Raw genomic sequence first — 23,263 nt, forward strand, 5'->3', positions numbered from 1 at the left:
CGGACGATGCGGTGTTCATCGTCGTTCGCTCGGAACAAGTTGAACACCTGTGAACCGTCACGGTTGACGCGCGCCTCTCGCCACAGCCAGGAGATCCAGCATTTGACGAGTTTCCAGGCGCAGAGCAGCCGACAGGGTAGCAACGGTCGTTGCCGAAGGCAGTGAGTCGGTGGCACTAAGAGCCTGGCTGATGGTGGTTCTGCCCAGCCCTGTCATCCTCGCCAACATGGTGGAAGTCATGCCTCGGGAGGCTCGAGCAGCCTGGAAACGGGCTCGAAGTTCTCTCGCCGCATCAGCGTTAGCCACTGTCCGAGTTGGACGGGCCGGGCGCGAGGAGGAGGCGCGGGCGGAATGATCTGCACTTTGACGCGCAATGATCTTGTCTTGTGTGGCGTCGCGTTCCCTCCACCAGGCTGCAAATCCCTCCCCCCTCCGCGGGTCCCAGGCTTGCACCATGGCGCGCAAAGTCTGGACTGATGGCAGCCTCGCTCCGGATAACGCTGCGTAGGTCGTGGAAGCGCCGCATGGCCAGGTCTCGCTTCCTGCAACGCTGTCGACCTTGAGCGCTTCGGCGTCCTTTGGAGTGGTGGCGCGAGCGATGGCTGCGGCTTGGAGCGCCCGGAGTTTGGCTGCGAAATCAGCAAAAGGATCACCTGGTTCAACACTGCGACGTCGATTTGCCAGCGTTCCCCCTGGTGCCTTGAGACCTCGCGCGTCTCGGTAACTCTCGGCAATTCTCGCATGGTTCCGGATGACTCCGAAGAGGTCGTAGAAGCAGGTAGACGGCTCAAGAATTGGGAAGAGGGCGGCGTCCTGACAGCGATGTGGGACGACATCCTCAGCGCCCCCGAGGACGGCTTCCGGTACATGGCCCCCTGGCTCCGGGCCCTGCTGACGGTGGCCGGAGTCTCCTTCGTCGTGCTGATGGCCAGGGCCGCCGGCGAAGTCATCCTCCAGGCGCTTCAGCACCTGCTCACCGCCGTGCCCAAGGTGCAGGTCGGCGTCGACACCTCCAGCGGCGTGTTCGCCGTCGTCGACCAGCCAGTGCGCACGTACATCGCATCGCACACCGTCGGCCTCGCCGTCGAAGCCTCCACCATCTACACGCTGTGGCTGCTCACCGGCATCGTCGGCCTAACCCTCGGCTACCTCTCGCGGAACAACGGAGTGCGCGCGATGTGGACCGCGTGGGGCGCGGCCACCGTTTGGATGGTCTGGACGGCCACCCCGGCAACCAGCCGCCCCGTCGCGGCCGGGCTCGCCGTCCTCGCCTGGACGTTCCTGTCCGCGTTCGCGATGCGCGGCCTGACCCTGCGCCGCCCCGTCGGCCGCCCGGCACGCCCGGCGAAGGTCGCCGTCCGGCCCGAGATCCACGTTCACGTGCCCGCCCAGGCCGCGCCCGCCGACCAGCACCCCGCACAACAGCTGCGCCTTCCGGGACTGACCTCCGGTCGCTCCGCCTGGCCCTCGCCCACCCGTCCCGGGTTGGCGAGGGCTGGACAGGCCGACCGGCCCGCGCACCACCCCAACGCCGCCGATCCGCAAGGAGGTTCGTCATGCCGCAGAACACCCCGCCGAAGCCGGTGCAGGGCTGGTTCATACCCACGCAGCCCACAGCCCCCGCCAAGCCGAAGATGCCGCTCCTGATGCGTCTCGTGCTGATCACCGCGGCCATCCTCGCTGTCGTCCTCGGCTCCCACGCCAGCGCGGACGGGCAGGCCAACACCCCGTCCCAGAGCCCGTCGGCCACGACGTCGCCCACCACGGCGGCCCCCGACGACGCCCCGTAGCCGCGGACCACCAGCCGCACAGCACCACCGCGCCCCGCCGGACAGCAACACCGCCGGCGGGGCGCGGCCGTCCCTGCCACCGACCTGCTGGAGGAACCGCCCGTGCTCATCCCCAGACCGCGCCGCCGGATCGGCAGGCCCCGCCCGCAGCGGCCCGGCCCCCGCTACCCGCAGCGCCCCGCCCGGCTGCCCGGCACCTGGAGGCAGTGATGCCGCACGCCAGGAAGCGGCGCCGCCGCGAGGTGAGGCGGGTGACGCGCAGCGAGGCCCTGCTGGCCGTCCTTGGAGCCTGGGAGTATCTCGCCTCGCTCAGCGAGGTGACTGAGCAGGAGATGAAGGCAGCAGCCGTCAACTACTCGGTGTTCACCTCACTGCGCTCGCTGTTCCGAGCCCTGCGACGCGAGCGTCGATTCTTCCGCGATCCGGCCAGGAACGTGCATCTCACCACCCCAGTCAGGGTCCCCCGGCCCATTCCATCGGACCGGCTCAGAGGACTGCTGAACCAGGCCTGCGGCGCCAAAGACAGACTCGCTCTCGTCCTGATGGCTGCCTATGCGGTTCGTCCCAAGCAAGTCGCCGAAATCCTCCTCGACGACCTCGACCGGTCCGCAGGACGACTACGAATCCGCAGGCCAAACCGGATCGATCATGAGATCTGCCTTGGCCGGGCGGCGGAGCCCGCAGGCTGGAGCCATCCTTCCAAGGGATCGAGCAGGGCGGCGCCGGTGATGGCTCCCCCGGCCAGGGCGCGGGTCGCCGCGCGTCGGTCCATCACGAGATCGCTCCTCGTCAGGTTCGCGGCCAGGTCTCCGCCGAGGACCCTCTGCTCCGAACGTGATCGCCCGTACGAGGATCTCCCGGACGTGAACACAGCCTTCGCCTTGTCCTGTGCTCCGACCAAAGAGGCACCTGACCAGTACGAAGGCCGTCGGGCCATCGCGGTCATACCGGGGCTTGCCGCTCGCTGACACGTACTGGATGTCGCCGACACGAGCCCCGGGGCCAGTTCCGGGTGTGTGGATGGACTCTGGCCACCGCGTTGACACCCGCGACTCGGCCCGACAGGTCCCGAACCCAGGGCTTCACGCCGAAGCTCTGCCCCGCCGACTCGTGGTTGAGCTCCCTTTGTTCACCTTGTTCATTTTTTGACCATGTTCCGAATTTCAGTAATCACTTGTGACCATTGGGAGTTGGTCATAGTCTCCTAAGCAGCTACGAGGGGCTCGCCCGGCCAGGGGCAACTACTCCCCTCGTGTCGAAACGGGGAAACGGGGAACGTATTCATGCGTACACGGATGAGAGCTGCCGCGTTGCTTTCGCCGCTCGCTCTCGGCATCGTCGTTGTCGGACCGGCACCGATGGCTGTGGCCGCCGAGGTCGGCCCACTTCATGTAATCACCTGCTCGTGGGACAAGAACGTGGGAACACCGTGGGCGCCGAACAGTGTGACGGTGAAAGGTTTCGTCCGGGTCAGGTGCACGGACAAGCTTGACGAGGCCAACACGCAGGCGCACATTCAGATCTATGACCGCTCGTGGAAGGACCGTGGCGACCCGATCGTCAGCCACAACAAAGGTCCGGTCATCCAAGTGAACGATGACACCCTGAAGCGGCCGGGCACCTGGAAGTACCGCACCAAGGGCACCCACTTCGGGCAGCATGGCAACATATGGACGCTGCCGACATACTATTCGCCGGTCCGCACGCTGACACGAGTGCACTAGGGGCGCAATGAGACACATGACGGCCGATGCGCACGACCTCATGGTCACGGCTCAGGAGGTCGCCAGGCTTCGGGACGCAGAGCAACTCGAGGTCAGAGATGTCGCGTTGGCCGCGCTGATCCTTCACTTCCTCCGCTCGGAGGAGGAAGTGGAGGACTCGGCGGCTGTGTCGCTCTCACCGGAGATGCTACCGATGGCCGACGAAGTGCAGGAGATCATGACGTCCGGAGAGGGTGCCCTCCGGAATTCCGAACTGGTCGAACTGGCGCGGCGCGAAGAATCCGAACTCTCCGAGTATCTGGGGCCTGTGTGGCGGGCAATGAAAGGCTACTGACCTGCCTCGCCCTGTCGCTTTGTGCAGTTTCGGTTGCGGTTGCGGGCTGCTCCGTCAAAACCGCCGAATCCGCCGAGCGGTCAATGGCTCAGGAATTGGCGGCAACCGGGTGGGTCGAAGAACCAGTGATCGAAGGTATGGAATCCCAGACCCGGGATATCCGCCCGGTGGCATGCCAGGACCTGTTCCAGCTGCTGAATCAGGCCAACGGCGCCGATGCGCGCTCATTCGGATTCCGTAATTCCGCAACCGGCTCCTACCTCTTGGTCATCGACCAACCCGATGTCCCGGACCCGGGCAACCTCTCTTCCCACCTGAAGAACGCCGCGGAAGCCTGCCCCCGCCTCACCATGGGATACGACTCGACATCGTTGGAGTATGACGTCACGGTGGCCGACACCCGGTCGGGCAGAACAGAGATACGCCTCAATGGAGTCGAGCAGGTCGGCGGACAACAGGGCGAGCAGGTCGTCGACATGATCGTGAGCGGCGTGAAAACGGATTCAGGAGGACGGCTGATACGCGTCATGAGCAGCGACACGGGTATCGGCCCGACGGAGGAGAAGGCCGCCGAGATCGCGGCTGTCCATCCCTGACGTGACCGGCCCCGCTCCGGCACCACTCGACGGCCGCGATGTCGGCTGGCGTGAGGACTTCGCCAACCGGATCGGTTCGCAGGTCCACTCCATGTCGAAGGCCGGCCCGATCACAGGATCGACTGCGAGAAGGCCAGGACCTGGGGATTTTCCCCCACCGACGCCCTCGAAGAGCGCCGCGACCACTACCGGGGCGCCGACCGCGCCGGGGTGCGTTTCCTTTGGAGGGACGCAGCCGCTTGACCTGCCCGACGACCGCCTCGGCCCAGAGCATCCACGCGGCAGCGCAGGTCGCCTCGCGGGTCGGCGAGATGCGCCTTCTCGTAGATGCCCAGGTCATCGGGTCCCTCAAGAAGAAACGCACCCACCGCGCCGAGCGTGTTTTCCCTGGTCCGCAGTGTTTTCACGGCGAATCCGCAGGTCAGCCCCCACCCCACGTCATTTGATCCCCTTGTGGTGGAGTCATTGACTCGCCTGCCACACCCTGGAGTGGCAGGGAAGCCGCTGTTCAGCACGGCTTCTTGCGTGAGCGATGCGTGAGCGGACGGAGCCCCAGGACGCGCCTCGAACTGGACCCCGCACCACACGGCGTACGTTCTGACCAGGTGGGTCCGGACGCCGAAGCAGTGTCCGGACCCACCCACCACACCCCCACCAGAACTTGCCGTCCGCTGGTCTTTCGCCTTCCCATACAGCCAAGTCGTAACTCATGCCCGCGAGGCTTTCACAGCGCACTGACACCAGCCGAGGCCAGCCGAAGCCGTCATCCCGGGCGAACCCGCGTGCCTCCCCGGGTGTTGCCCACCCTCCGCCAGCGCGTTCCCGACCCGGTGGCCTTCAGATTCTGCGAACCCGCTGGTTTCCGAGTTTGACCCGCGCCGCTGTTCCCGAAGGACTGGCCACCCGGCGTCAGCTTCGGGAGATGGGCCTCAGCCCGGGCGGCGACGACGGCCCGGTCGCGATCCTGCGCTGCAAGTACTGCTCGTACAGGCCCGACCAGTCGTGCAACCACCCCACACGGGGCTTCCTGCTCCGTGTCGATCTGGCAACGCCCAAACGCATCCCGACGCTCCAGGAGCAGGCCCTGGACCAGGCGATGGCCGCAAGGAGCACATGTCCCCGGTGCAGGCGCCGGTACTACTTCTGCCTCCCGCTGCGGACTCAGGGCGTGTGCGACCCGTGCCACCAGGGCTTCGAGCCCAGCCCCGACACCGTCATGACCTCCCCGGCCACGCACCGTCTAGCCGCCTGACGGCTCCCCGTGCCGCCCCCGACCAGCCTGTTGCGCTGGCCGGGGACGGCGCGGAGGACCGGACAGCCCGGTCGCCCGGAACACCCCAAGGAGCTGCACGTGACCGAGACCTCACCCCGCTCGCCGCCGTCGGCGCGGACTCGCCGCTCGCCGTCCTCTTCGACCTCGCCCTTGCGATCGGCACGATGGGCGAAGGCCTGGACCGCTTCTTCGAACCCCGGCGCGACACCTGCCCGTGGTGCGGCTCGACCCGGTTGGCGACGCGGTTGCGCACCACGGACCTGATCCAGCACAAGCCAGGCCGCTTCGTCCTCGACCGGTGCGAGGGATGTCGGCACACCTTCCAGAATCCGCGACTCAGCGAGGCCGGCCTGGAGTTCTATTACCGCGATTTCTATGACGGCCTGGGCGAGAAGCAGCTCGCCATGACCTTCGCAAGCCGGACGAAAATGTACGTGCAGCGTGCCGAGTCCCTGGTCCCCTTCGCCCCCACGCCCAAGGACTGGCTGGACGTCGGCACCGGTCACGGCCACTTCTGTGAGGCGGCCCGCACTGTCTTCCCGGACACGAGCTTCGACGGCCTCGACTTCACCGACGGCGCCGAACTCGCCGAGCGCGCCGGACGCGTGGACCAGGGCCACCGGGGCAGCTTTCCCGAGCTGGCTGAGCAACTCGCCGACGGCTACGACGTCGTCAGCATGTTCCACTACCTGGAGCACAGCACGGAACCGGCCCGCGAACTTCAGGCGGCGTACCGGGCCGTCCGACCCGGCGGCCACCTGCTGATCGAGGTCCCGGACCCCGACAGCCGCTATGCCCGCCTTCTCGGCCGCTGGTGGCTGCCCTGGCTGCAGCCGCAGCACCTGCACTTCGTCCCGGTCGAGAACCTGCGTGCTCGTCTCACGGACCTCGGCTTCACGGTGGTCGCCGAGCAGCACGCCGAACCCCACGACCCCGTCGACCTGCTGGCTGCCGTCTGGTTTGCCCTGGACGCGGTCGCACCGCGCGACGACCTGCCCTGGCTGCCGGTCCCGCCGTCCCGCCTTCAGCGCACACTGCGCACCATGACCGTGATCGCCGGCATCCCGGCCTTGCTCCTGGGCAGGCTGCTGGACCGCCTCGTCGTCAAACGCGTGGCCCGGCCCCTGGGCCTTTCCAACGCCTACCGGCTGGTGGCCCGCCGGGACTGACCCTCGCGACCCGCACCGTCTGTCCTACGACTCCCCGTTGCGGGGCCCGGCGCGACCGCGCACCGGGCCCGGCAGCGTCCGACGCACCAGCCCGTCCCTGGCTTCGTTCACGTTCAGCGACAGCGTTTGTCGACGAGTTTCAACAGCGATTGGCGGTCGGCGGGTTCGCGGATGTTCATGAGAAATGACGTCACCGGGGCCAGCGCGGCTCGTCGATCCAGCGGGGAAGCAGAGCGCGGAACGGGCGCGAATACCTGTGTGCGGCCGGTCTCGTGTCACGGCAGGATGGGCGGATGGAGCAACCACTTGACGTGCCCGAACTCGCTGCTGTTGCGGGGTTCAGTCTTCGGCCGTGGCGCCTTTCGGATCTTCAGCTTGTCCGCGAAGCGTCCGAGGACGAGTACATCCCGTTGATCACGACGGTGCCCTCGCCCTATTCAGAGTCGGCAGCTGTCGCGTTCGTCGAGCGGCAGTGGGGTCGGGCGACCGCGAGGACTGGGTATCCGTTTGTGATCGTGAGCGCTGATGGTCGGCCGGTCGGGAATGTGGGGCTGTGGCTGAAGGACCTGGGGCAGGGCCGGGCATCGTTGGGCTACTGGGTCGTTGAGTCGGCGCGTGGGCAGGGGGCGGCCTCGGCTTCGGTCGGCGCCGTCGCCGACTGGGCCTTGCGCAAATTGCGGATCCCTCGGCTTGAGCTGTATGTCGAGCCGTGGAACACGGGTTCCGTGCGCACTGCCGAGCGCGCGGGGTTCCAACGTGAGGGGCTGCTGCGGGGCTGGCAGCAGGTGGGGGCCGACCGGCGGGACATGTTCATGTATTCGCTGCTGAACGGCGAGCAGTGATGTAGCTGGCCTGCCCGCTGTTCAGGCCGACAGGACCAGCGCGATGGGTGAAACGCGGACGGGCCCTGACCCCGGGTTTTGGACACCAGAGACACTTGGATCTTGATGGTTCGGGTGGATATGGAGTCCCGCGCAGATGGCTATGAAGCACTACCCCGTCGAGTTCAAAGCGGACACGGTCGCGTTGTACCGATCGAGGCCGGGAGCGACGATCAAGTCTGTCGCGGAGGACCTCGGGATCAACACCGAGACACTGCGCAACTGGATCCAGGCCGACGACGGACGACGCCCCGGAGTGCACTCCCCGACGCGTACGGCTGCGCCGGACCAGGCCCCCGGATCGGTGGAAGCAGAGCTCGCCGCCGCGCGGAAGAGGATCCGCGAACTGGAGGAGGAGCGCGACATTCTGCGCAAGGCTGCCCGGTATTTCGCAGGGGAGACGCGCTGGTGACCCGCTGCCAGTTCGTTGCCGACCACCAGCGCCGCTACGGCGTCAAGCGGCTGTGCACCATCATCGGCATCGCCCGGCCCAGCTTCTACTACTGGTGCAAGACCCCGCCCGCGCGGGCCGCCCGGCAGGCCACCGACGACCAACTCGCGCGGCGAATACGGGCCGTGCATACCGCCTCGGACGGCACCTACGGAGTCCCGCGCATCACCGCCGAACTCCGCGACGACGGCGAGCACATCAACCACAAGCGCGTCGCCCGCGTCATGCGGTCCATCGGGCTCGCCGGCCTGCGCCTGCGAAAGAAGCACCGCACCACGATCCCGGACCCGGCCGCCATGAAGGCCGCGGACCTGATCGGACGGGACTTCACCGCCGAGCGTCCGAACACCAAGTACGTCGGCGACATAACCTACTTGCCGGTCAGCGGCGCGAAGCCGCTCTACTTGGCGACGGTCATCGATCTGTGCTCACGCCGCCTGACAGGCTGGGCGATCGCCGACCACATGCGGGCCGAACTCGTCATCGACGCCCCGGCGGTGGCCGAGCGAACCCGCGGCAGCCTCGACGGCGCGATCTTTCACTGCGACCACGGCTCGCATACGAGTGCCGCCTTCGCCGACGCCTGCGAGCAAGCCGGCGTAAGACGGAGCATGAGCGCCGTGGGCAGCAGCGCGGACAACGCCGCCGCAGAGAGTTGGAACGCATCCATGAAGAGGGAGACACTCAAGGGCGCGAAAGCATGGCCCACCACCCGTCACGCACGGCTCACGGCGTTCCGCTGGGCCAGCCGCTACAACACCCGGCGTCGACACTCCCGCCTCGGACAACGCTCCCCAATCGCCTACGAGAACGCGCTCTTCGAACCCTCAACTACACTTCCTCAAGCCGCATAACCCCGTGTCCAACATCCAGGGTCAGGGCCCCACCTCGTACGATCACTGACCCCTTGGAATAGATCATCTAGTGGTCACATGATCGCCGGAAAGAACCTAGTACTGCAACGGTGCCTACCGTGACTGCTGGCCAGGTTCGTCGTTGATGTGGTTATAGGTGGGGACCTTGCTGACGTGCGTGTGTGGGCGAGTGAGCTGGATGCCGTGCACGGGCGGTTCGTGCACCGGTTCAACCGGTCCGAGCCGCGGGAGTCGGCGCTGGCCTATATGCGGGGCCTGATCGCTCGGGCCCTGACCCCGGCACGGCGTCAGGTCCTTCGCTGTCTGCCCCCGGGCTTGCCCCCCCCGACCCTTCTCCGCGAGCCGCCAGGGGTGGAATATTCTCCTTCTCTGCCCTGGCGGACATGAAGGAGAAGTGGCGTGCGCGCGCAGACACGGCCCGGCGCGGTCGAGGAGACCGGGGCCGGGCTGCAGCGGTCCGGAGCGGCGACCGTCCGGCCGCCCGTGCGGGACCTGAGCCCCGCGGGCGTCCGGGACCTCCAGCGGACCGCCGGCAACGAAGCGGTGGCCCGGACGGTCCAGCGGCTCCGGGACCCCGCCGCTACGGTGCAGCGGACCAGGACGGCCGACCCGGAGATCCAGCCCATCGTCGACGCGGTGGAGGAGATGCTGGGGACCGCCCGGTCCTTGATCGCCACGGCCCAGGGCTTCGGGTTCCGGCTGCGGGGCAGGGAGAGCCAGCAGAAGCACTGCGACGACCTCGGCATGTCTCTGGACACCGCCGAGCACATGGTCTACGGGCAGTTCCGCGCCGACGGCCTGGCCGGCCGGACGACCAACCCGCGCACCACCGCGCTGAAGGCCCTGCTTGACGAGATCCAGCAGCGGCACATCGAGTACGTGGGCATCCTGCGCCGGTTCAACCTGCGTCCCGTCGGCGCCGACATCAGTCCCCAGGACACCGAGGGCCTGGCGCAGCTGTCGAACACCTGGTCGCGGGTGGTCGGCGGGCAAGGCATCAGGACCTCGTCGACCCCGCGGCCGTTCGGCGAGGACCGTACGCCCGCGCCGCTGCCGGGCTTCGCGGACCAGATGCTGTCCCACCACGCCCGGCTGCTCTCCCGGCAGCACGGCCGGGACCTGGTCGGCGGTCTGACCGCCGGGGTCGCGGGCGCCGGCGCGGCCATGGCGGGCGTGGTGCCCTTCCACCCCGAGCAGATCGAGTTCATGGGCGGCAACAGCGTGGTCGGCGCGGAGGCGGCCGTCGACACGCCCGAAGGGCTCGCGTCCGCCCCCAACGCCCCCGGCAGGGGCAGCACCAGCGTCGTCGCCGTGCCGCACGGCCTGCGGGACAGCGAGGGTGCGCACGAGGGCGAGGCCGTCTCGCCCGCCTTCCTGGTCTACGGGCACGAGCTGATCCACGCGCAGCACAACATGCACGGCATCAACATCCGGAACATCGGCGACGAGGAGGCGGCGACCGTCACCGGCAACGAGACCTCCACCGCCCTGCACGAGCAGCGGCGGGTGCCGGTCACCACGGAGGAGATGCTGCGCGACGAACACGGCCTGCCACGCCGCGGCGGCTACACGTAGCCCACGGCCCCCGTCGGCGTCACCGACCGGGGGCTCTCATACGCCAGGCCTGCTCAGGTCGGGCCCCCGGGCCGGCCGCCCGTCTGGCCCCGGCGGCAACTGATCGACGGTGGCGACTGAGACCGACGATCACGGGCGGCGGCTGGTGGTCCGCAACGGCCACCACCTGCCCCGGACCGTGGTCACTGCGGCCGGGCCGGTCGAGGTCCGGGCCCCGCGCGTGGACGACCGACGTGTCGACGAGGCCACCGGCGAGCGCAAGCGGTTCTCCTCGAAGATTCTGCCGCCGTGGTGCCGCAAGTCCCCGAAGGTCTCCGAGGTGCTGCCCCTGCTCTGCCTGCACGGATTGTCCTCTGGGGACTTCGTGCCCCCGCTGGAGCAGTTCCTCGGCTCTGCGGCCGGCCTGTCACCGGCCACAGTGACCCGGCTGACCAGGCAGTGGCAGGACGACCATGCCGCCTTCCAGGACCGCGACCTGTCCCAGACCGACTACGTCTACGTGTGGGCCGACGGCGTGCACCCCAAGGTCCGGCTCGGACAGGCTCACTCCTGTGTCCTGGTCCTGCTCGGCGTCCGCCTGGACGGCACCAAGGAGCTGATCGCCCTGGCCGAGGGCCTGCGCGAGTCCACCGAGTCGTGGGCCGACCTGCTGCGCGACTGCCGCCGACGCGGCATGCGCGACCCCGAACTGGTCGTCGGCGACGGCGCCATGGGGCTGTGGAGCGCACTGGCCGAGGCGTTCCCCGCCACCCGCCACCAGCGCTGCTGGGTCCACAGAAGCCGTAAAGAATCATGATGTTGCTTCTCATGTCCATGCTCGTTGTTGGGGTATGGCGGTACCGGAAGAGATCTGTTCCCAACTCCAGTGCAGGTTCGCGGTGTTGCTGCCGCATCTGAACGAGCGGCAGCGACGTCTTGCGCTGGCTACCGAGGCCCGGTTGCTCGGGCACGGCGGCGTACGCGCGGTGGCGCGGATCGCAAAGGCCAGCGAGACCACGGTGCGTCGTGGGGTGTCGGAGCTCGAAGCGGGAGCCGGGCCTTTGCCGGATGGGCGGGTGCGTGCGCCGGGAGGTGGCCGCAAGCGGGCCGAGGAGAACAACCCCGCCCTGCTGAAGGCGCTGTTGAGGCTGGTCGAGCCCGACGAACGAGGTGATCCTGAATCCCCACTGCGCTGGACCACGAAGTCCCTGCGGAATCTGGCCGAGGAGCTGACCGGGGAAGGGCACCCGGTCTCCGCGCCGACGGTGGGCCGGCTGCTCCGGCAGGAGGGCTTCAGTCTGCAGGCGAACGTCAAGTCCCTTGAGGGTGCCCAGCACCCTGACCGAGACGCGCATTTCCGCTACATCAATGAGCAGGTCAAGTTCCACCAGGCCGCTGGCGAGCCGGTGATCAGCGTGGACACGAAGAAGCGGGAATAGATCGGACGGCTGCCGATGGCCGGGCGCGAGTGGCGCCCCCAGGGTGAACCCGTCGAGGTCGAGGACCACCACTTCTTCTTCAGCGGCCCAGATGTTGAGCAGGCGATGCCGTACGGGATCTACGACATCGCCCGCAACACCGGCTGGGTCAACGTCGGTGGAGACCACGACACTTCCACTTTCGCGGTGGAGTCCATCCGCCGCTGGTGGCGCTCTCGCGGAAGTCTCGACTACCCGAAGGCATCACGGCTGCTGATCACCGCGGACGCAGACGGCTCCAACGGCTACCGCTACCGGGTCTGGAAGAGCGAACTGGCTGCCCTGGCCGCCGAAACCGGCCTGCGCGTCACGGTCTGCCACTTCCCTCCGGCGACACAATGCCGTTGCTTGATTACTGGACTATCGCGGGCTGCAGCGTGATGACCTTGGGGGTGACCCGCCGTGGCGGTTGCCGGTCCCGGGTGTTGATCCGGTAGGAGAGCTTCGAGGAGTACTTTGAGTCCGGCCGTTTGAGGTGCCGGTCAGCCTCGCGCAGGCGCCTGGCGCCGTTGTCGAGCTTCCGGCGCACCTTCGCCGCCAGCACGGCCAGGAACTTCTTGATCTTCTTGGGCGTATCCGCGCACTGTCGGACCACGCTGCGCCGCGTGTGCTTGAGGACCTTGACGAACGAAACCCGGTCCGGGTTGATGTCGTTGTCGTCGGCCAGACACATGATGACCCGCGTGAGGCAGTGGTGCACGACCGGGTGAGCCCAGACCTCTTGCCGCACCAGATCCGGGTCTCCCGAGCGCAGGACCTCGACCGGCCCGCGCTGGAACGTCTTGATCTGCCGGAACGCCGACTCCGCCTCCCACCTGGCATGGTAGAGCCCTGCCAACTCCGCCGCCGGATACGCAACCGGGTCCAACAGATCAGTCAACAGCCTGACCACCTCGCCGCCGTCGACGCGGTACTCAATCACCCGGACCAGCACTCCGCCAGGATGCGCGCCTTTCTGCCCGCCCAGATTCATCCTCCCCAGATAGGTCCCGTCGGGCAGATACTCAACCGGCCGGTGCGCCACCGGCGAGCGAGCCCGGATCAGCAGATGGGCCCCGAATCCGAGATAGGCCTTCCATAACTCGACCCCGGGGAAGCCCCGGTCCATGATGACGAGCATCTTGCTCGCCGAGGTCGCCAGAGTGATCGCCAACTCCCGCTCACCGCCGTTGAATCCGCCCACCGCCGCGTCGATCTGCGCGTGCGTGCCACACTCGGTCAGTGTCACCACCCGCACCTGAGGGAACCCCGCCGGCTGGCCATGTGAAGCCGCGCTGCCGGCTGTCCACCCCAGTGGTGGCGTTCACGTTCGCGTGGACCCGGCAGGCGGTCGAGTCGCGTGACGGGCGCTCAGCGCCTCGTCTCGTACCTGGTCAGGATCACGCCGCAGGGAAACATCCGCGTCTCCACCAGGTTCAGGTTCACCCAGCTGTCCAGCGCGGTGAAGAACGGCGTGCCGCCGCCCACCAGGACCGGCGCGGTGGCCAGCACGTACTCGTCAATCAGCCCGGCCCGCATGGCCGCCCCGGCGAGCGTCGCGCCGCCGATGTCCATCGGGCCGCCGTCCTCGGCCTTGAGCCGGGTGATCTCGGCGACCGCGTCGCCGGTGACCAGGCGGGTGTTCCAGTCGACCTTGTCGATCGTCGAGGAGAACACCACCTTCGACATGTCCCGCCAGCGGCGCGCGAACTCGATCTCCGCCGGGGTGGCGTTGGGCTGCTGGTCGCCGGTCGGCCAGTAGGAGCTCATCGTCTGCCACAGCTTGCACCCGTACAGCGACAGGTCGGTCGCCTGCAACTGGTCGGACCAAAACTGGAACAGCTCGTCGCTCGGCACGCTCCAGCCGATGTCGTCGCCGGGCGCGGCGATGTAGCCGTCCAGGGTCAGGTTCATGCCGTAGATCAGTTTCCGCATGGCGCCAGCCTTCCGTGAGTCGGTCTCACGCGTACAGACCGGCGCGGCGCGGGAAACTCATCGGTGCGCGATCTGAGCTCGCATGTAGTCCTCGTGCTCGGTGGCTCAGCCGCAGACTCATCGTTCCGCCGAGGAAATGGCATCGATCTGAGACTGATCTTGGGTGACATCGCGGTGAGACAACAGAGAACCAGCAGGTCACAGAAGATCGACATGTCATCGGCGGCGAGACCTTACACCACCAGTGTGGGATCTCAAGTTCGGCTGGCCCGCTTCATATCGACTGCACTCTCGACTGGCCGAGGAACCCCGCCGCAGCATGTCCCACCTTGTCTGGGGTCACGGCTCCCTACCCGTCTCACTCTCCACGCGCGGACCATGGGTGAGCTAACCTGCCCGCATGCGCGGACAGTTCACCGGCTGGCCGGAGCAGGCCATGGACGTGTTGTGGCAGCTCCAGGGCGAACCGACCCACGCGACCCGCGAGCGCTGTCGCGCGGACCGCGAACGCCTGGTCCGGCAGCCGATGATCGCCCTGCTCAACGAGGTCGCGGACGCCGACCCCCGATACGAGGACTTCTCCGTCTGGCACTACCGCACCGACTCCTGGTGGTGGCAGCACCAGAGCGCGGTGATCCGGCTCGGCCGCAAGATCGAGATCGGTCTCCGGTTCGACCTGGACGGCCTGCGGGTCCAGGGCGCCTGGTGGTACCCCGATCCCGGCCAGGTGGACATGTTCCGCAAAGCCGTGGCCTCCGAGGGGAGCGGCCGCGAACTGTCCGCCATCGTCGAGGACGTGCGGAAGAAGGGCTACGACATCTCTGGGGACCTGATGAAACGCCCCCCACGCGGCTATCCGACGAACCACACCCGTACGAACCTGCTGCGCCACCGTTCGCTGATAGCCGCCCGTCCCCTCGGCTGCGAGGAGTGGCTGCACACCCCCGAGGCGGTCGACCGGGTCCTCTCGGCCGCCGCCGACCTGGACGCCTTGCTGATGTGGCTGGTCCGCCACGTGAAGCGCGCCGCCTGACATCACGAAGGCCCCGCGCGGCACGGGAGGAACCACACCCGTGTCGCCAAACCTGGCGGGGATGCACCGAGAGCCGAGACAACCGTAGATGAAGCAGCGTGAGGCACCGCGAGAAGCCGCCGGTCACAGCCTTGGTGTATGCAGCGAAGCGCGAGACCCTACAACCAGCGGATGAGCTCCCGCCACGGCACGCTGCCCGACGACACCGACGGGCGCCGCGGCCACGGCCACCGCAGGCTGGACGGGTGGACTGGCCCGCCTCCGTCGCCCTCGCACAGTCCGTACCGGAACTGCCCACCGGAACGGACCGGAGCTACGAGGTGAAATTGTGGACGGGGTTCGATGCTGTCCGTTGTCACACCGAGTCCGCCGCCGGCCAACAGCCCGCAGCCATCGCGTTCTTCCCCCATCGCCGGGCAGCGTGCGCGGGACGGTCACGGACCAGGACGGCACCGGATGAGCCGGTCCAGTCTGCTGCGCCGGGGCGCCGCAGCCACCCCCGGCGCCACCTCGCATCCCACCCGGACCACCGTCCTGACGCCTGCCCTTGAGCTCCGTCTCACCCGCCGGGTCGCAGCCGCCGTCCTCGGTATCCGCTCCTACCAGCCAGCTGGCACCTCCTCCAAAACGTCAAGGCTCTGGGAAGTCCGCCGCCCCACCGACGACGCCCTACGCCTCTCCACCGTCAAGGCACCCACGCCGCAGGCCGAGAAGGACACGGCCACCGGCCACCGCACCACAGCAAGCCTCGGCCAGACCCATCGGCACGGGTGACGGTCATTTCCGATCCCGTATCACCCGTCGTGATCGGAACGAACGGAACCCCGCCACACCAGCGTCAGCACCGGCCACGCCACACCCTGGCACTGATCGCGATGGCCGCCGTCCTCGCAATCGCCTTCACCGCATTCGGCTACCAGCTACGCCCGATCATCCACGTGGAGCCCTCACACTCGGTAGGAAGCAACGAACCGTCCCCCACTCCCATCGTGAGCGGTGACGTGCCAGAGGCCTACCTCGGCAGCTGGACGGTCACCATCAGCAACGCCGTAGGCAAGAACATCAGATCACTCGTCATCAAACAGGGCCGCATCGGCGACGACGTACTGATACTCGTTGCCGACGGCCCCACCACCGGCGACACCTACCACTGCGTGTTCACAGCCCCACTGTCCGCAGCACCGAGCGGCGGCCGCCTCGAACTTGGCCTCGTGGCGGACCGAGGCTGGTGCGCATGACAAACCGGCGTGCTCGGGTCTCTCACCTGTCAGAAACGGAGCTATTCGGCAGCGCAGATCCTCAGGCGCTGGGCGCCTGGCGGCTTCGGTATCACCTGAGCCCGGCCGAATATGAGCTTTCGTCAGCCGTCGGTGCTTTCGCCGATGTCGTCGATGAAGCGGTCCTCGAAGTCGTCGTCGCGAAGATCGCCGGCCAAACGGGACCGTGGATGCGGCTGCGGTGGCCGAGGGGACGTCGGCCAGCTCCGGGACGGGGAACGGAACCGGGCGCGAGGATCCGCAGGCCGCGCACGACGTACGGCCTGCCGACTCGTTCGCGGCCCCGATGACGCGTGCCTGCTCCAGGCGCAGTTTCGTCGCCCAGGCCGCCGACTCTGGGCACACGGTGAGCCGGCCAGAGTCGGCGTCGTAGCCGACGGCACCGACATACCCGGCGAAGTCAGGGGCGATTGCCGCCCACCGCTCCCGCAGCGACGCGCCGGCGGCCGGAAGCTCCCAGGCCCGCTCGGTGACAAGCATGCCGATCGCGTCGCCCAACCTCATCGGCTCCCGCCTGCCCCGCCGGACCAGCGACGACATGCCCAGCTTCGTCTTCACCTTCGTCGTACGGCCGCCGTTCTTGCGCGCCGTCTCCAGCGAGGCCCGCAGCACGACCCGGGCTAGGTCGACGCCGGACAGCTCCTGCCCGCTCCCAGGTGGTGTAGCCGAGGGAGACGTGCCCCAGGCGGGACAGGCGGGTGACCTGGTCGACGAACACGCTCGTGAACAGGCGCCTCGCCGACACCTCGCCGTACCGGTCGAGGTGGTCGAACACCACCTGGTGGTCCGTCGCGGCGCGGTTGCGCAGTCCGCGACCTGCTCGCGGTTCAGGTCCTCGATGACCAGCTCCTGGTCGACGACGACGGCCTTAGGGGCATCACCGAGCAGTTCCGCCAGCACCCAGCCGTGAAAGCCGTAGTCGACGACGGCTACCGGGGTCTCGCGAACGAGTTCCCCGGCCAGGTCTCGGCGCCGCCCCACAAGCCGAAGGGCCTATGAAAGCGTGTTGCAGAAGGCCGTGATCAGGGCATTTCTCTTGTATGGCTGGGGTGTTGAGAGCTGATCCGTTGTGGGTGGAGACGTTCACCGGGCTGCGGATGAAGCAGTTCGAGCGGTTGCTGAAGGTGGTGCGGGAGCGGGGTGGCGACGGGCCGCGAATCGGGCGGCCGTGGTGCCTGCCGCTTGCGGACCGGGTGCTGGTGGTGGCTGTCTACCACCGGACGAACCTGACGATGCGGCAGCTCGCGCCGCTGTTCGGGGTGTCGCCGGCCACGGTGTGCAGGGTCATTCAGCGGTTGCGGCCCCTCCTCGCGCTCGAGCCGGCCTCCCGTCCCGTCGATGCCGCGGACCGGCTGTGTATCGTGGACGGCACGCTGGTCCCGGTACGCGACCGCAAGGTCGGTGCTTCGAGCCGCAACTACCGGTTCTCCGCGAACGTGCAGGTCATCATCGACGCCGACACCCGCCTGGTCGTGGCGACCGCCCGCCCGGCCCCGGGCAACAGGGCCGACGCCCATGTGTGGCGCGACTCCGGCCTGCCGGAGCAGTGCCGGGGCGTCACCGTGCTCGGCGACGGCGCCTACATCAACACCGGTCTGGTCGTCCCGCACCGCAAACGACCCGGCCGGCCCCTGCTGGCCGGTGAGGAAGCCGACAACGGGAGCATCGCCGGGTCCGTGCGCGGGTCGAGCATGCGATCGGCCGGCTGAAGAACTACAAGATCCTGCGCGACTGTCGGCAGCGCGGAGACGGCCTCCACCACGGCTTCCGGGCCGTCGCACACATGCACAACCTCGCCCTGGCCGCGTGATCAAGAAGTCGTAGCCGGGCCCTGACCGGCAAAATCACGGCCTTCTGCAACACGCTTTAGTGCGAGGCGGTCCGCTCGCCCAAGGGGCCCGAGATCGAGCGGACCGCCTCCTTCCCGCCCACCGTGAACGACGAGGCGCCGACCTGGCGCGTCGCCGAGGCGTTCGCCGCCCACTTCGGCGATGACGCACACACCATCGACCTGCAGACCGCCAGCGAGGACATGAGCGAGATCCCCAAGGTGTTCGGCGCGCCGTGCACCTACTGGGGGCATCGGTGACGAGGAGATTTGGCCCCCTCCGCCATCCAGCGATCGGTTCCCCACGGCTCCATCCAGAGGCAGCCGAACTGCGAAACCGCGTCTTCAATCGGACCGCAGATCGTTCCGACAGGCCGAGCAGCCTTCAGGAATCCCGAACTTCCATCACAGGGCTCCGCGCCTCCAGAACGAGATGAAGTCTGCTTGCCAGGGGCGCAGGGTCTCATCGAGACCCAGGGAAACTCACGGGATGTCGCACAGATCAGTCGAACAACGGCGTGTCAGTCTCGTTCCACCCGCCCAAAGGCGGCCATCGCAGCGCGATGAGCCCGTTGGACAGCGGCCTGGCGTCACGGATGTCAACCACCGTCCCCAGGAAGATCCGCCGTACCTGTTCCTGGAGAATGTCGGAGTCTGCTCCGGGCCCGGTCAGCACTCCCCGGAGCATCCACCCGGGGCCATCACAGCCGACGAAGCGGACCGCGACCGATGCACTGCCGGAGTCGCCCGCAGGTATCGTGCTCCGGATCTCCGTCCCGAGTTGCCCGGTGATCTCCTGAACCTCGCCGCCCCGGGCCGCGATCTTCGCCGCCAGTTCGCCCAGGCTCCAGTCCCACCACCCGCCCTCCGGCGCGCTGTAGAGCTGCAACTGCAGGTGCGAACCCCCCACCCTCAGCGTGACGCCATGAGCGTCCTCTCCCTGACCTTGCGCATCAATCCCCTCGGGCCGGATCTCTATGCCCGGGACGACAGGCACTCGCAGGGCACCGAGGTCGATCTGGCCACCCTCGACGGCACTGTTCTCGACTTCGGTCATATCCCAAGGCCCCACGTGGCCGTCCCGCAGCTGCACGCGGGCGAGCTCGCCGGAGGCCAGGGTTCCCGCATACTCGGCCTCTGCCCGCGCCAGCAGCTCTTCCAGGTCCGGCTCAGAGAGATGAGAACGCAGCATCGCAGCGTGCAGCAGTGCCGCGAGGTTGTACAGAGTGCCCAGGCCTTTGGCGTCCGCCTCGGCACCAGCGTCGAAGTCGCCGAGCAGCCCCCGTGTGAGGAGTACGGCGTCATCCGCAGTGCCCGCGAATCGGTTCCCGCCGGAGTCCGGGAACAGGCCGCGTACGACCTCCTCAAGTCGGTCGCCTCCGTCCGGCCGCACGGCCGCCATCTCGTGCGCCCACAGACCGTAGGCGTGGGCGATCACCGCGGTCGGTGACACGTGGTCCCAAGCAGCAGCCGTGCGCCTGCCGTCCTCGGAGAAGATGGGCTCGCCCTGCTCTAACTGCCGCAGAATGGCCCTGGCCTCGTCCTTCATGTTCTGATCCTCATCATCTGCGTCGCCGTATCGCTCGGGAAATGGCCGTACCCACCACCATCCCCAGTGTGGCGATGGAACTCACCGGCTCCTCAACACCAGCGTGCTGGGGGGCGACGCCGAGTTTGCGGCAGACGCCGCGCCTCCGGGAGAGGCGGTGGCTCCGACGGCGATGGTCAACGCTTTTCGCGTCGGCTGCGGATGCTCAGGGCGATGACGGAGACAAGGAACCACAAGGCACCGAAGGCTGAGTATCCGGCGACGGTGGACAGGCTGCTCGTCGCCGAGGCGGACATGGCGGCGAAGGAGGCACCGGCGAGGACGGACAGTCCGCCGCTGATGACCATGGGCCACTGGGCACCGACGGTGCGTCGGCGCCGGATCGCCACGACGAGCTGGATCGCTCCGGAAAGGAGGGCCCAGATGCCGAACACGAGCAGGGCCGACCCGATGGTGGAGAAGACGGCGGTGATCATCCCGGCGGTGGTGGCGAGGCCGAGAGCCATGTTGGTGGTACCGACGCGGTCCGTGGAGTCAGTGCCGGCCATGCGACGCTCGAGGAGCGTGGCAATGACGTCCCACAGGGGGTAGCTGACGAGCAGGACGGCTGCGATCGCTGTGGGCTTGTCCGTCGACACGAGCGAGGCGGAGGTCGTGACGACGAGTGCCACCCAGATCAGGGAGAAGGCGACTCGGATCAGGTAGAGCGATCGGAGCCCGGAGAGCGTCGTCAAGGTCGTGGTCGTGCTCGAAGTCACGGTGGTCTGAGTCATCGGGTGTCCCGTTTTGTGATCGTGATGGTGTGAGACGGTCGCCTCGATGAGGAGTCTCAGCGGCCTCGGGAGAGGCTGTGTACTTCGAATGAAGTAGTTCTGCCATCCACTTCGAATCGAATGAGTTCTGCCGTCCCCATCGCCCGGACCGGGCTCGCCGTCTACTTCATTCGAAGTACACGGCCGCAGCACACGTGGACGAGAATCAGGCCATGGTCAAGGCGCAGAACAATCAGGACGGGCCCGTGGAACCCCTGTGGGTCCGCAGCCCCGAGGCGCTGCATCTCGTCGCCTATTCGGTGGCCGCGCTGGTGTTCGCAGGCCAGATCGTGGCAGTGACCCTGCGAGGGTCGGGTTGGCCGACGGCCCTCTCCGTGCTTCTCGCCGGTGGCGGTGTCGCCCTCTCATGGTGGAGGCCGTGGGCAGGACTGGTCGTGACGAGCGCGGCGTCCTTCGCCGTCACAGCGGTGGGCCATGACCCCCTGTCGGTGTGGATGATGGCGGTGCTTGTGCTGTTCTCGGTCACCCTCAGGGGGCAGCAGCCGCTGGTCGGAACCGGCATCGTGGCGGCGTTCTTCCTGGGGGCGTTCATGACACTGGGAGGATTCCGTGGCGGCGCGATCGTGGGAGCCGCCGCACTCTTCTCAGCTATAGCAGGAGGTGCGACAGGGGCCGCGCTGCGCATCCATCGAGAGCACTGGCGCACCCTGGAGGAACGGGCCGAAAGCGCCATCGCCACCCGCGAGATCGAAGCCACCCGACGGGTGACCGAGGAACGACTCCGCATCGCCCGGGACCTCCACGACGTCATCGGCCACCAGGTCGCGATGCTGAGCCTGCATCTCGGTGCCGCGGAGATCGGGCTGCCCGAAGACGCCGAGTCCTCCCGGCAGGCCCTCGTCTCAGCCAGGTCCAGCGCCCGCACCGTCGTCGTTGAAACGCAACGGATCCTCGCGCTCCTCCGCCTCGGAGACGACATCTCCAACGATGAGGCGCTCCGGCCGACCCCGGCGCTCAGCGGCCTGGAAGGCCTTATCGCCTCTTTCGAGAGCATCGGCCTCGACGTCCATCCATCCATCGACATCCCCGGCGGTTTCGTGGAGCCCAGCGTCGGCGTAACGGTCTACCGGGTCGTTCAGGAAGCTCTCACGAATGCGTACCGGCATGGAGAGGGGGCGGCAACGGTAGATGTGCGCGAGCGCGACGGCAGGATCTGCGTCACCGTGGAGAACCGCGTCGGTCACTCACTGCGTGGCTCCGGCTCAGGCAGCGGACTCGGACTCGTGGGGATGCGCGAACGCGTCGAATCGTCCAGCGGGCGGCTGACGATCGACAGTGACGACGGGCGATTCCGGGTCCATGCGGAGTTCAGCCCCCTGGGAGCCGTCCTCTGATGACGCGAATTCTGATCGTCGACGACCAGGAGGAGATAAGGGCCGGCATCAAAGCGATGCTCCGGCTCGATCCAAGTCTCGTTGTTGCGGGTGATCTCTCCGATGGACTCCAGGTCGCCCCCTTCCTCCGGGAGCACCCCGTCGACCTGGTCCTGATGGACATCCGGATGCCCGGCATCGACGGTGTCGAAGCCACCCGCCGGATCCGCAAAGAGCACCCACCCGAAAAGATGCGGGTGATCGTGCTGACCACTTTTGACCAGGACGACATCGTTCTCGCCGCCCTTCGCGCGGGCGCCAACGGTTTCCTGAGCAAGACCGTGAGCCCCGCTGAACTCGTCGCCGGAATCACCGAGGTCGTTGGCGGTGGCGGTGCGCTGTCGGCCGCCGCGACGGCCGCGCTCATCGGTCATATGACCGACAGTCCGCCCCCGGTGATCGACCAGGAACTGCTGCGACGCTTCGACGCTCTGACACCCAGGGAGCGGGACGTGGTCGTTCTCGTCGCGAGCGGTCTCGGCAACGACGAGATCGCGGCCCAAATGTCCGTGTCGCCGTTCACCGTGAAGACGCATGCGGTGCGGGCCATGACGAAGGTCGGCGCACGTGATCGAGCGCAACTCGTCTCGTTCGCCTTCCGGGCCGGCCTCTACCCCTGAGCCTGCCGAGCGGAACCCCGAAACAGGTGGCCGCCGTGGCGATGCCGAGCAGTCCGGCGGGCGGCACGGCGTGGGCACGTACCTGGAAGACCTCGCCGCCGCGCAGCGCGAGCAACGCCCGCGGCGGCCCAGCAACGCCCATCTGGACCTGCCCGGGCGAACGGCGACCACCGGCGGGTGCTGGCGGTGCTGAGATTCCCGGAAGGAAACGGCTGCCCCGGGCGCTCGCGCGCTCGCCGAAGACCCGGCCGACGCCGGGGCGGCGAAAAGGTTGGTGCGCGGGGCCGACGAAAGCGGGTAACGTCTTTGTCATGTTCTTCCAGACGCCGATTTACGAGTGAGAGCGTGACGGGCCCCTGCTGACGTCCTTCGACGTCGCCGCCCGTCCCCCACCGAGGAATCCGTAGATCACTTCAAATCATTACCGGGAGAACCCGTGACCGTGAGCAAGAACATCAACAACCCCGTGGGCATGGGCGGCGGCCAGCGCAAGAAGCTGTCCCGCGCCGAACGGCAGAACAACGGTCCGCACCGCAACCTCGACCGCCAGGGTGCAGCCGCCCAGAAGGCGGAGCTGGTGCGCAAGATGCGCGAGAAGGCAAGTGCAGCCGAGGGCGCCGGGCAGGCGGGCGACGACACCGCAGAGAGCTGACGCACCGCCGCCGCAGGGCGGCACCGCATGGGGCAGGGCCCGGACCGCGCGTCGCGGTC

General features: G+C 67.9%; 23 protein-coding genes and 6 pseudogenes. 23 read left to right on the forward strand and 6 right to left on the reverse strand.

Annotated features, from left to right (window positions below; all coding sequences use genetic code 11):
* Positions 1-57: 57 nt before the first annotated feature.
* Positions 58-456: a helix-turn-helix domain-containing protein gene (locus ACZ7M3_RS35185; RefSeq protein WP_472068745.1), complete on the reverse strand. Its 399-nt coding sequence runs from the start codon at positions 454-456 to the stop codon at positions 58-60.
* A gap of 285 nt (positions 457-741) precedes the next feature.
* Between ACZ7M3_RS35185 and ACZ7M3_RS35190 the strand changes: the two genes are divergently transcribed.
* From ACZ7M3_RS35190 to ACZ7M3_RS35255, 14 genes and pseudogenes are all read left to right on the forward strand, one after another.
* Positions 742-1,647 carry a hypothetical protein gene (locus ACZ7M3_RS35190; RefSeq protein WP_472068747.1) on the forward strand — a complete coding sequence of 302 codons (906 nt, stop codon included), beginning with the start codon at positions 742-744 and terminating at the stop codon, positions 1,645-1,647.
* Positions 1,647-1,790 carry a hypothetical protein gene (locus ACZ7M3_RS35195; protein WP_472068749.1) on the forward strand — a complete coding sequence of 48 codons (144 nt, stop codon included), beginning with the start codon at positions 1,647-1,649 and terminating at the stop codon, positions 1,788-1,790. Before ACZ7M3_RS35190 ends, ACZ7M3_RS35195 begins: the two co-directional genes overlap by 1 nt.
* A 251-nt stretch (positions 1,791-2,041) precedes the next feature.
* The gene (locus ACZ7M3_RS35200; RefSeq protein ID WP_472068751.1) at positions 2,042-2,758 is read left to right on the forward strand and encodes a hypothetical protein; all 717 of its coding nucleotides are present in this window, start codon (positions 2,042-2,044) and stop codon (positions 2,756-2,758) included.
* Between the two features lie 315 nt (positions 2,759-3,073).
* The gene (locus tag ACZ7M3_RS35205) at positions 3,074-3,514 is read left to right on the forward strand and encodes a hypothetical protein (protein WP_472068753.1); all 441 of its coding nucleotides are present in this window, start codon (positions 3,074-3,076) and stop codon (positions 3,512-3,514) included.
* Between the two features lie 16 nt (positions 3,515-3,530).
* Positions 3,531-3,848 (forward strand): hypothetical protein, encoded by a 318-nt coding sequence (locus ACZ7M3_RS35210; RefSeq protein WP_472068755.1) that lies wholly within the window; start codon positions 3,531-3,533, stop codon positions 3,846-3,848.
* Positions 3,824-4,444 carry a hypothetical protein gene (locus ACZ7M3_RS35215; protein ID WP_261692215.1) on the forward strand — a complete coding sequence of 207 codons (621 nt, stop codon included), beginning with the start codon at positions 3,824-3,826 and terminating at the stop codon, positions 4,442-4,444. Before ACZ7M3_RS35210 ends, ACZ7M3_RS35215 begins: the two co-directional genes overlap by 25 nt.
* 922 nt (positions 4,445-5,366) lie before the next feature.
* On the forward strand, positions 5,367-5,696 hold the full coding sequence (locus tag ACZ7M3_RS35220) for an RRQRL motif-containing zinc-binding protein (protein ID WP_472068757.1): 330 nt from the start codon (positions 5,367-5,369) through the stop codon (positions 5,694-5,696).
* A 185-nt stretch (positions 5,697-5,881) separates the two neighbouring features.
* The gene (locus ACZ7M3_RS35225; protein WP_472068759.1) at positions 5,882-6,886 is read left to right on the forward strand and encodes a class I SAM-dependent methyltransferase; all 1,005 of its coding nucleotides are present in this window, start codon (positions 5,882-5,884) and stop codon (positions 6,884-6,886) included.
* 293 nt (positions 6,887-7,179) lie between these two features.
* A complete protein-coding gene (locus ACZ7M3_RS35230; RefSeq protein ID WP_472068761.1) occupies positions 7,180-7,728 on the forward strand; it encodes a GNAT family N-acetyltransferase in 549 nt (182 codons plus the stop codon).
* 136 nt (positions 7,729-7,864) lie between these two features.
* Positions 7,865-9,072, forward strand: a protein-coding gene (locus tag ACZ7M3_RS35235; protein WP_472068763.1) for an IS3 family transposase whose coding sequence is annotated in 2 segments (ribosomal slippage) — positions 7,865-8,159 and positions 8,159-9,072 — 1,209 coding nt in all. Because the reading frame shifts where the segments join, the coding sequence is not laid out codon by codon here.
* A gap of 153 nt (positions 9,073-9,225) precedes the next feature.
* Positions 9,226-9,357: pseudogene (locus ACZ7M3_RS35240) on the forward strand (IS701 family transposase); the annotation flags it as partial.
* Between the two features lie 135 nt (positions 9,358-9,492).
* On the forward strand, positions 9,493-10,668 hold the full coding sequence (locus ACZ7M3_RS35245) for a hypothetical protein (RefSeq protein ID WP_472068765.1): 1,176 nt from the start codon (positions 9,493-9,495) through the stop codon (positions 10,666-10,668).
* Between the two features lie 124 nt (positions 10,669-10,792).
* A pseudogene (locus tag ACZ7M3_RS35250) lies at positions 10,793-11,446 on the forward strand (IS256 family transposase); the annotation flags it as partial.
* 52 nt (positions 11,447-11,498) lie between these two features.
* Positions 11,499-12,461 (forward strand): annotated as a pseudogene (locus ACZ7M3_RS35255) (ISAzo13 family transposase); the annotation flags it as partial.
* Between the two features lie 16 nt (positions 12,462-12,477).
* Here ACZ7M3_RS35255 and ACZ7M3_RS35260 read toward each other — a convergent pair.
* Positions 12,478-13,419: a transposase gene (locus tag ACZ7M3_RS35260; RefSeq protein WP_472069129.1), complete on the reverse strand. Its 942-nt coding sequence runs from the start codon at positions 13,417-13,419 to the stop codon at positions 12,478-12,480.
* 56 nt (positions 13,420-13,475) lie between these two features.
* Positions 13,476-14,039, reverse strand: a complete 564-nt coding sequence (locus ACZ7M3_RS35265; RefSeq protein ID WP_472068766.1) for a dihydrofolate reductase family protein — start codon at positions 14,037-14,039, stop codon at positions 13,476-13,478.
* Between the two features lie 400 nt (positions 14,040-14,439).
* Between ACZ7M3_RS35265 and ACZ7M3_RS35270 the strand changes: the two genes are divergently transcribed.
* From ACZ7M3_RS35270 to ACZ7M3_RS35280, 3 genes are all read left to right on the forward strand, one after another.
* Positions 14,440-15,072 carry a DUF2461 family protein gene (locus tag ACZ7M3_RS35270; RefSeq protein WP_472068768.1) on the forward strand — a complete coding sequence of 211 codons (633 nt, stop codon included), beginning with the start codon at positions 14,440-14,442 and terminating at the stop codon, positions 15,070-15,072.
* Between the two features lie 456 nt (positions 15,073-15,528).
* A complete protein-coding gene (locus ACZ7M3_RS35275) occupies positions 15,529-15,846 on the forward strand; it encodes a hypothetical protein (protein ID WP_472068770.1) in 318 nt (105 codons plus the stop codon).
* Between the two features lie 101 nt (positions 15,847-15,947).
* A complete protein-coding gene (locus ACZ7M3_RS35280) occupies positions 15,948-16,310 on the forward strand; it encodes a hypothetical protein (protein ID WP_472069151.1) in 363 nt (120 codons plus the stop codon).
* A 357-nt stretch (positions 16,311-16,667) separates the two neighbouring features.
* Here ACZ7M3_RS35280 and ACZ7M3_RS35285 read toward each other — a convergent pair.
* Positions 16,668-16,889, reverse strand: a pseudogene (locus ACZ7M3_RS35285) (DciA family protein); the annotation flags it as partial.
* Between ACZ7M3_RS35285 and ACZ7M3_RS35290 the strand changes: the two are divergent.
* The 3 genes and pseudogenes from ACZ7M3_RS35290 to ACZ7M3_RS35300 all read left to right on the forward strand — a co-directional run.
* Positions 16,828-17,259 (forward strand): hypothetical protein, encoded by a 432-nt coding sequence (locus ACZ7M3_RS35290; RefSeq protein ID WP_472069153.1) that lies wholly within the window; start codon positions 16,828-16,830, stop codon positions 17,257-17,259. The pseudogene ACZ7M3_RS35285 and the gene ACZ7M3_RS35290 sit on opposite strands and share 62 nt — an antisense overlap.
* 130 nt (positions 17,260-17,389) lie before the next feature.
* Positions 17,390-18,159 (forward strand): annotated as a pseudogene (locus tag ACZ7M3_RS35295) (transposase family protein).
* A gap of 60 nt (positions 18,160-18,219) precedes the next feature.
* A pseudogene (locus ACZ7M3_RS35300) lies at positions 18,220-18,426 on the forward strand (amidohydrolase); the annotation flags it as partial.
* A gap of 253 nt (positions 18,427-18,679) precedes the next feature.
* Here the strand turns inward: ACZ7M3_RS35300 and ACZ7M3_RS35305 are convergent.
* The gene (locus ACZ7M3_RS35305) at positions 18,680-19,726 is read right to left on the reverse strand and encodes a DUF3710 domain-containing protein (RefSeq protein ID WP_472068772.1); all 1,047 of its coding nucleotides are present in this window, start codon (positions 19,724-19,726) and stop codon (positions 18,680-18,682) included.
* A gap of 176 nt (positions 19,727-19,902) precedes the next feature.
* Entirely contained in the window at positions 19,903-20,499 is a 597-nt protein-coding gene (locus ACZ7M3_RS35310; RefSeq protein WP_472068774.1) for a DUF308 domain-containing protein, read from the reverse strand.
* 299 nt (positions 20,500-20,798) lie between these two features.
* Between ACZ7M3_RS35310 and ACZ7M3_RS35315 the strand changes: the two genes are divergently transcribed.
* The 3 genes from ACZ7M3_RS35315 to ACZ7M3_RS35325 all read left to right on the forward strand — a co-directional run bounded on the left by ACZ7M3_RS35315 (position 20,799) and on the right by ACZ7M3_RS35325 (position 23,204).
* A complete protein-coding gene (locus ACZ7M3_RS35315; RefSeq protein ID WP_472068775.1) occupies positions 20,799-21,893 on the forward strand; it encodes a sensor histidine kinase in 1,095 nt (364 codons plus the stop codon).
* The gene (locus ACZ7M3_RS35320) at positions 21,893-22,552 is read left to right on the forward strand and encodes a response regulator transcription factor (RefSeq protein WP_472068777.1); all 660 of its coding nucleotides are present in this window, start codon (positions 21,893-21,895) and stop codon (positions 22,550-22,552) included. The genes ACZ7M3_RS35315 and ACZ7M3_RS35320 overlap by 1 nt, the downstream gene beginning before the upstream one ends.
* Before the next feature lie 436 nt (positions 22,553-22,988).
* Positions 22,989-23,204 (forward strand): DUF6243 family protein, encoded by a 216-nt coding sequence (locus tag ACZ7M3_RS35325; RefSeq protein ID WP_472068779.1) that lies wholly within the window; start codon positions 22,989-22,991, stop codon positions 23,202-23,204.
* Positions 23,205-23,263: the final 59 nt, after the last annotated feature.

This window comes from Streptomyces sp. NPDC111656 (assembly GCF_055656965.1).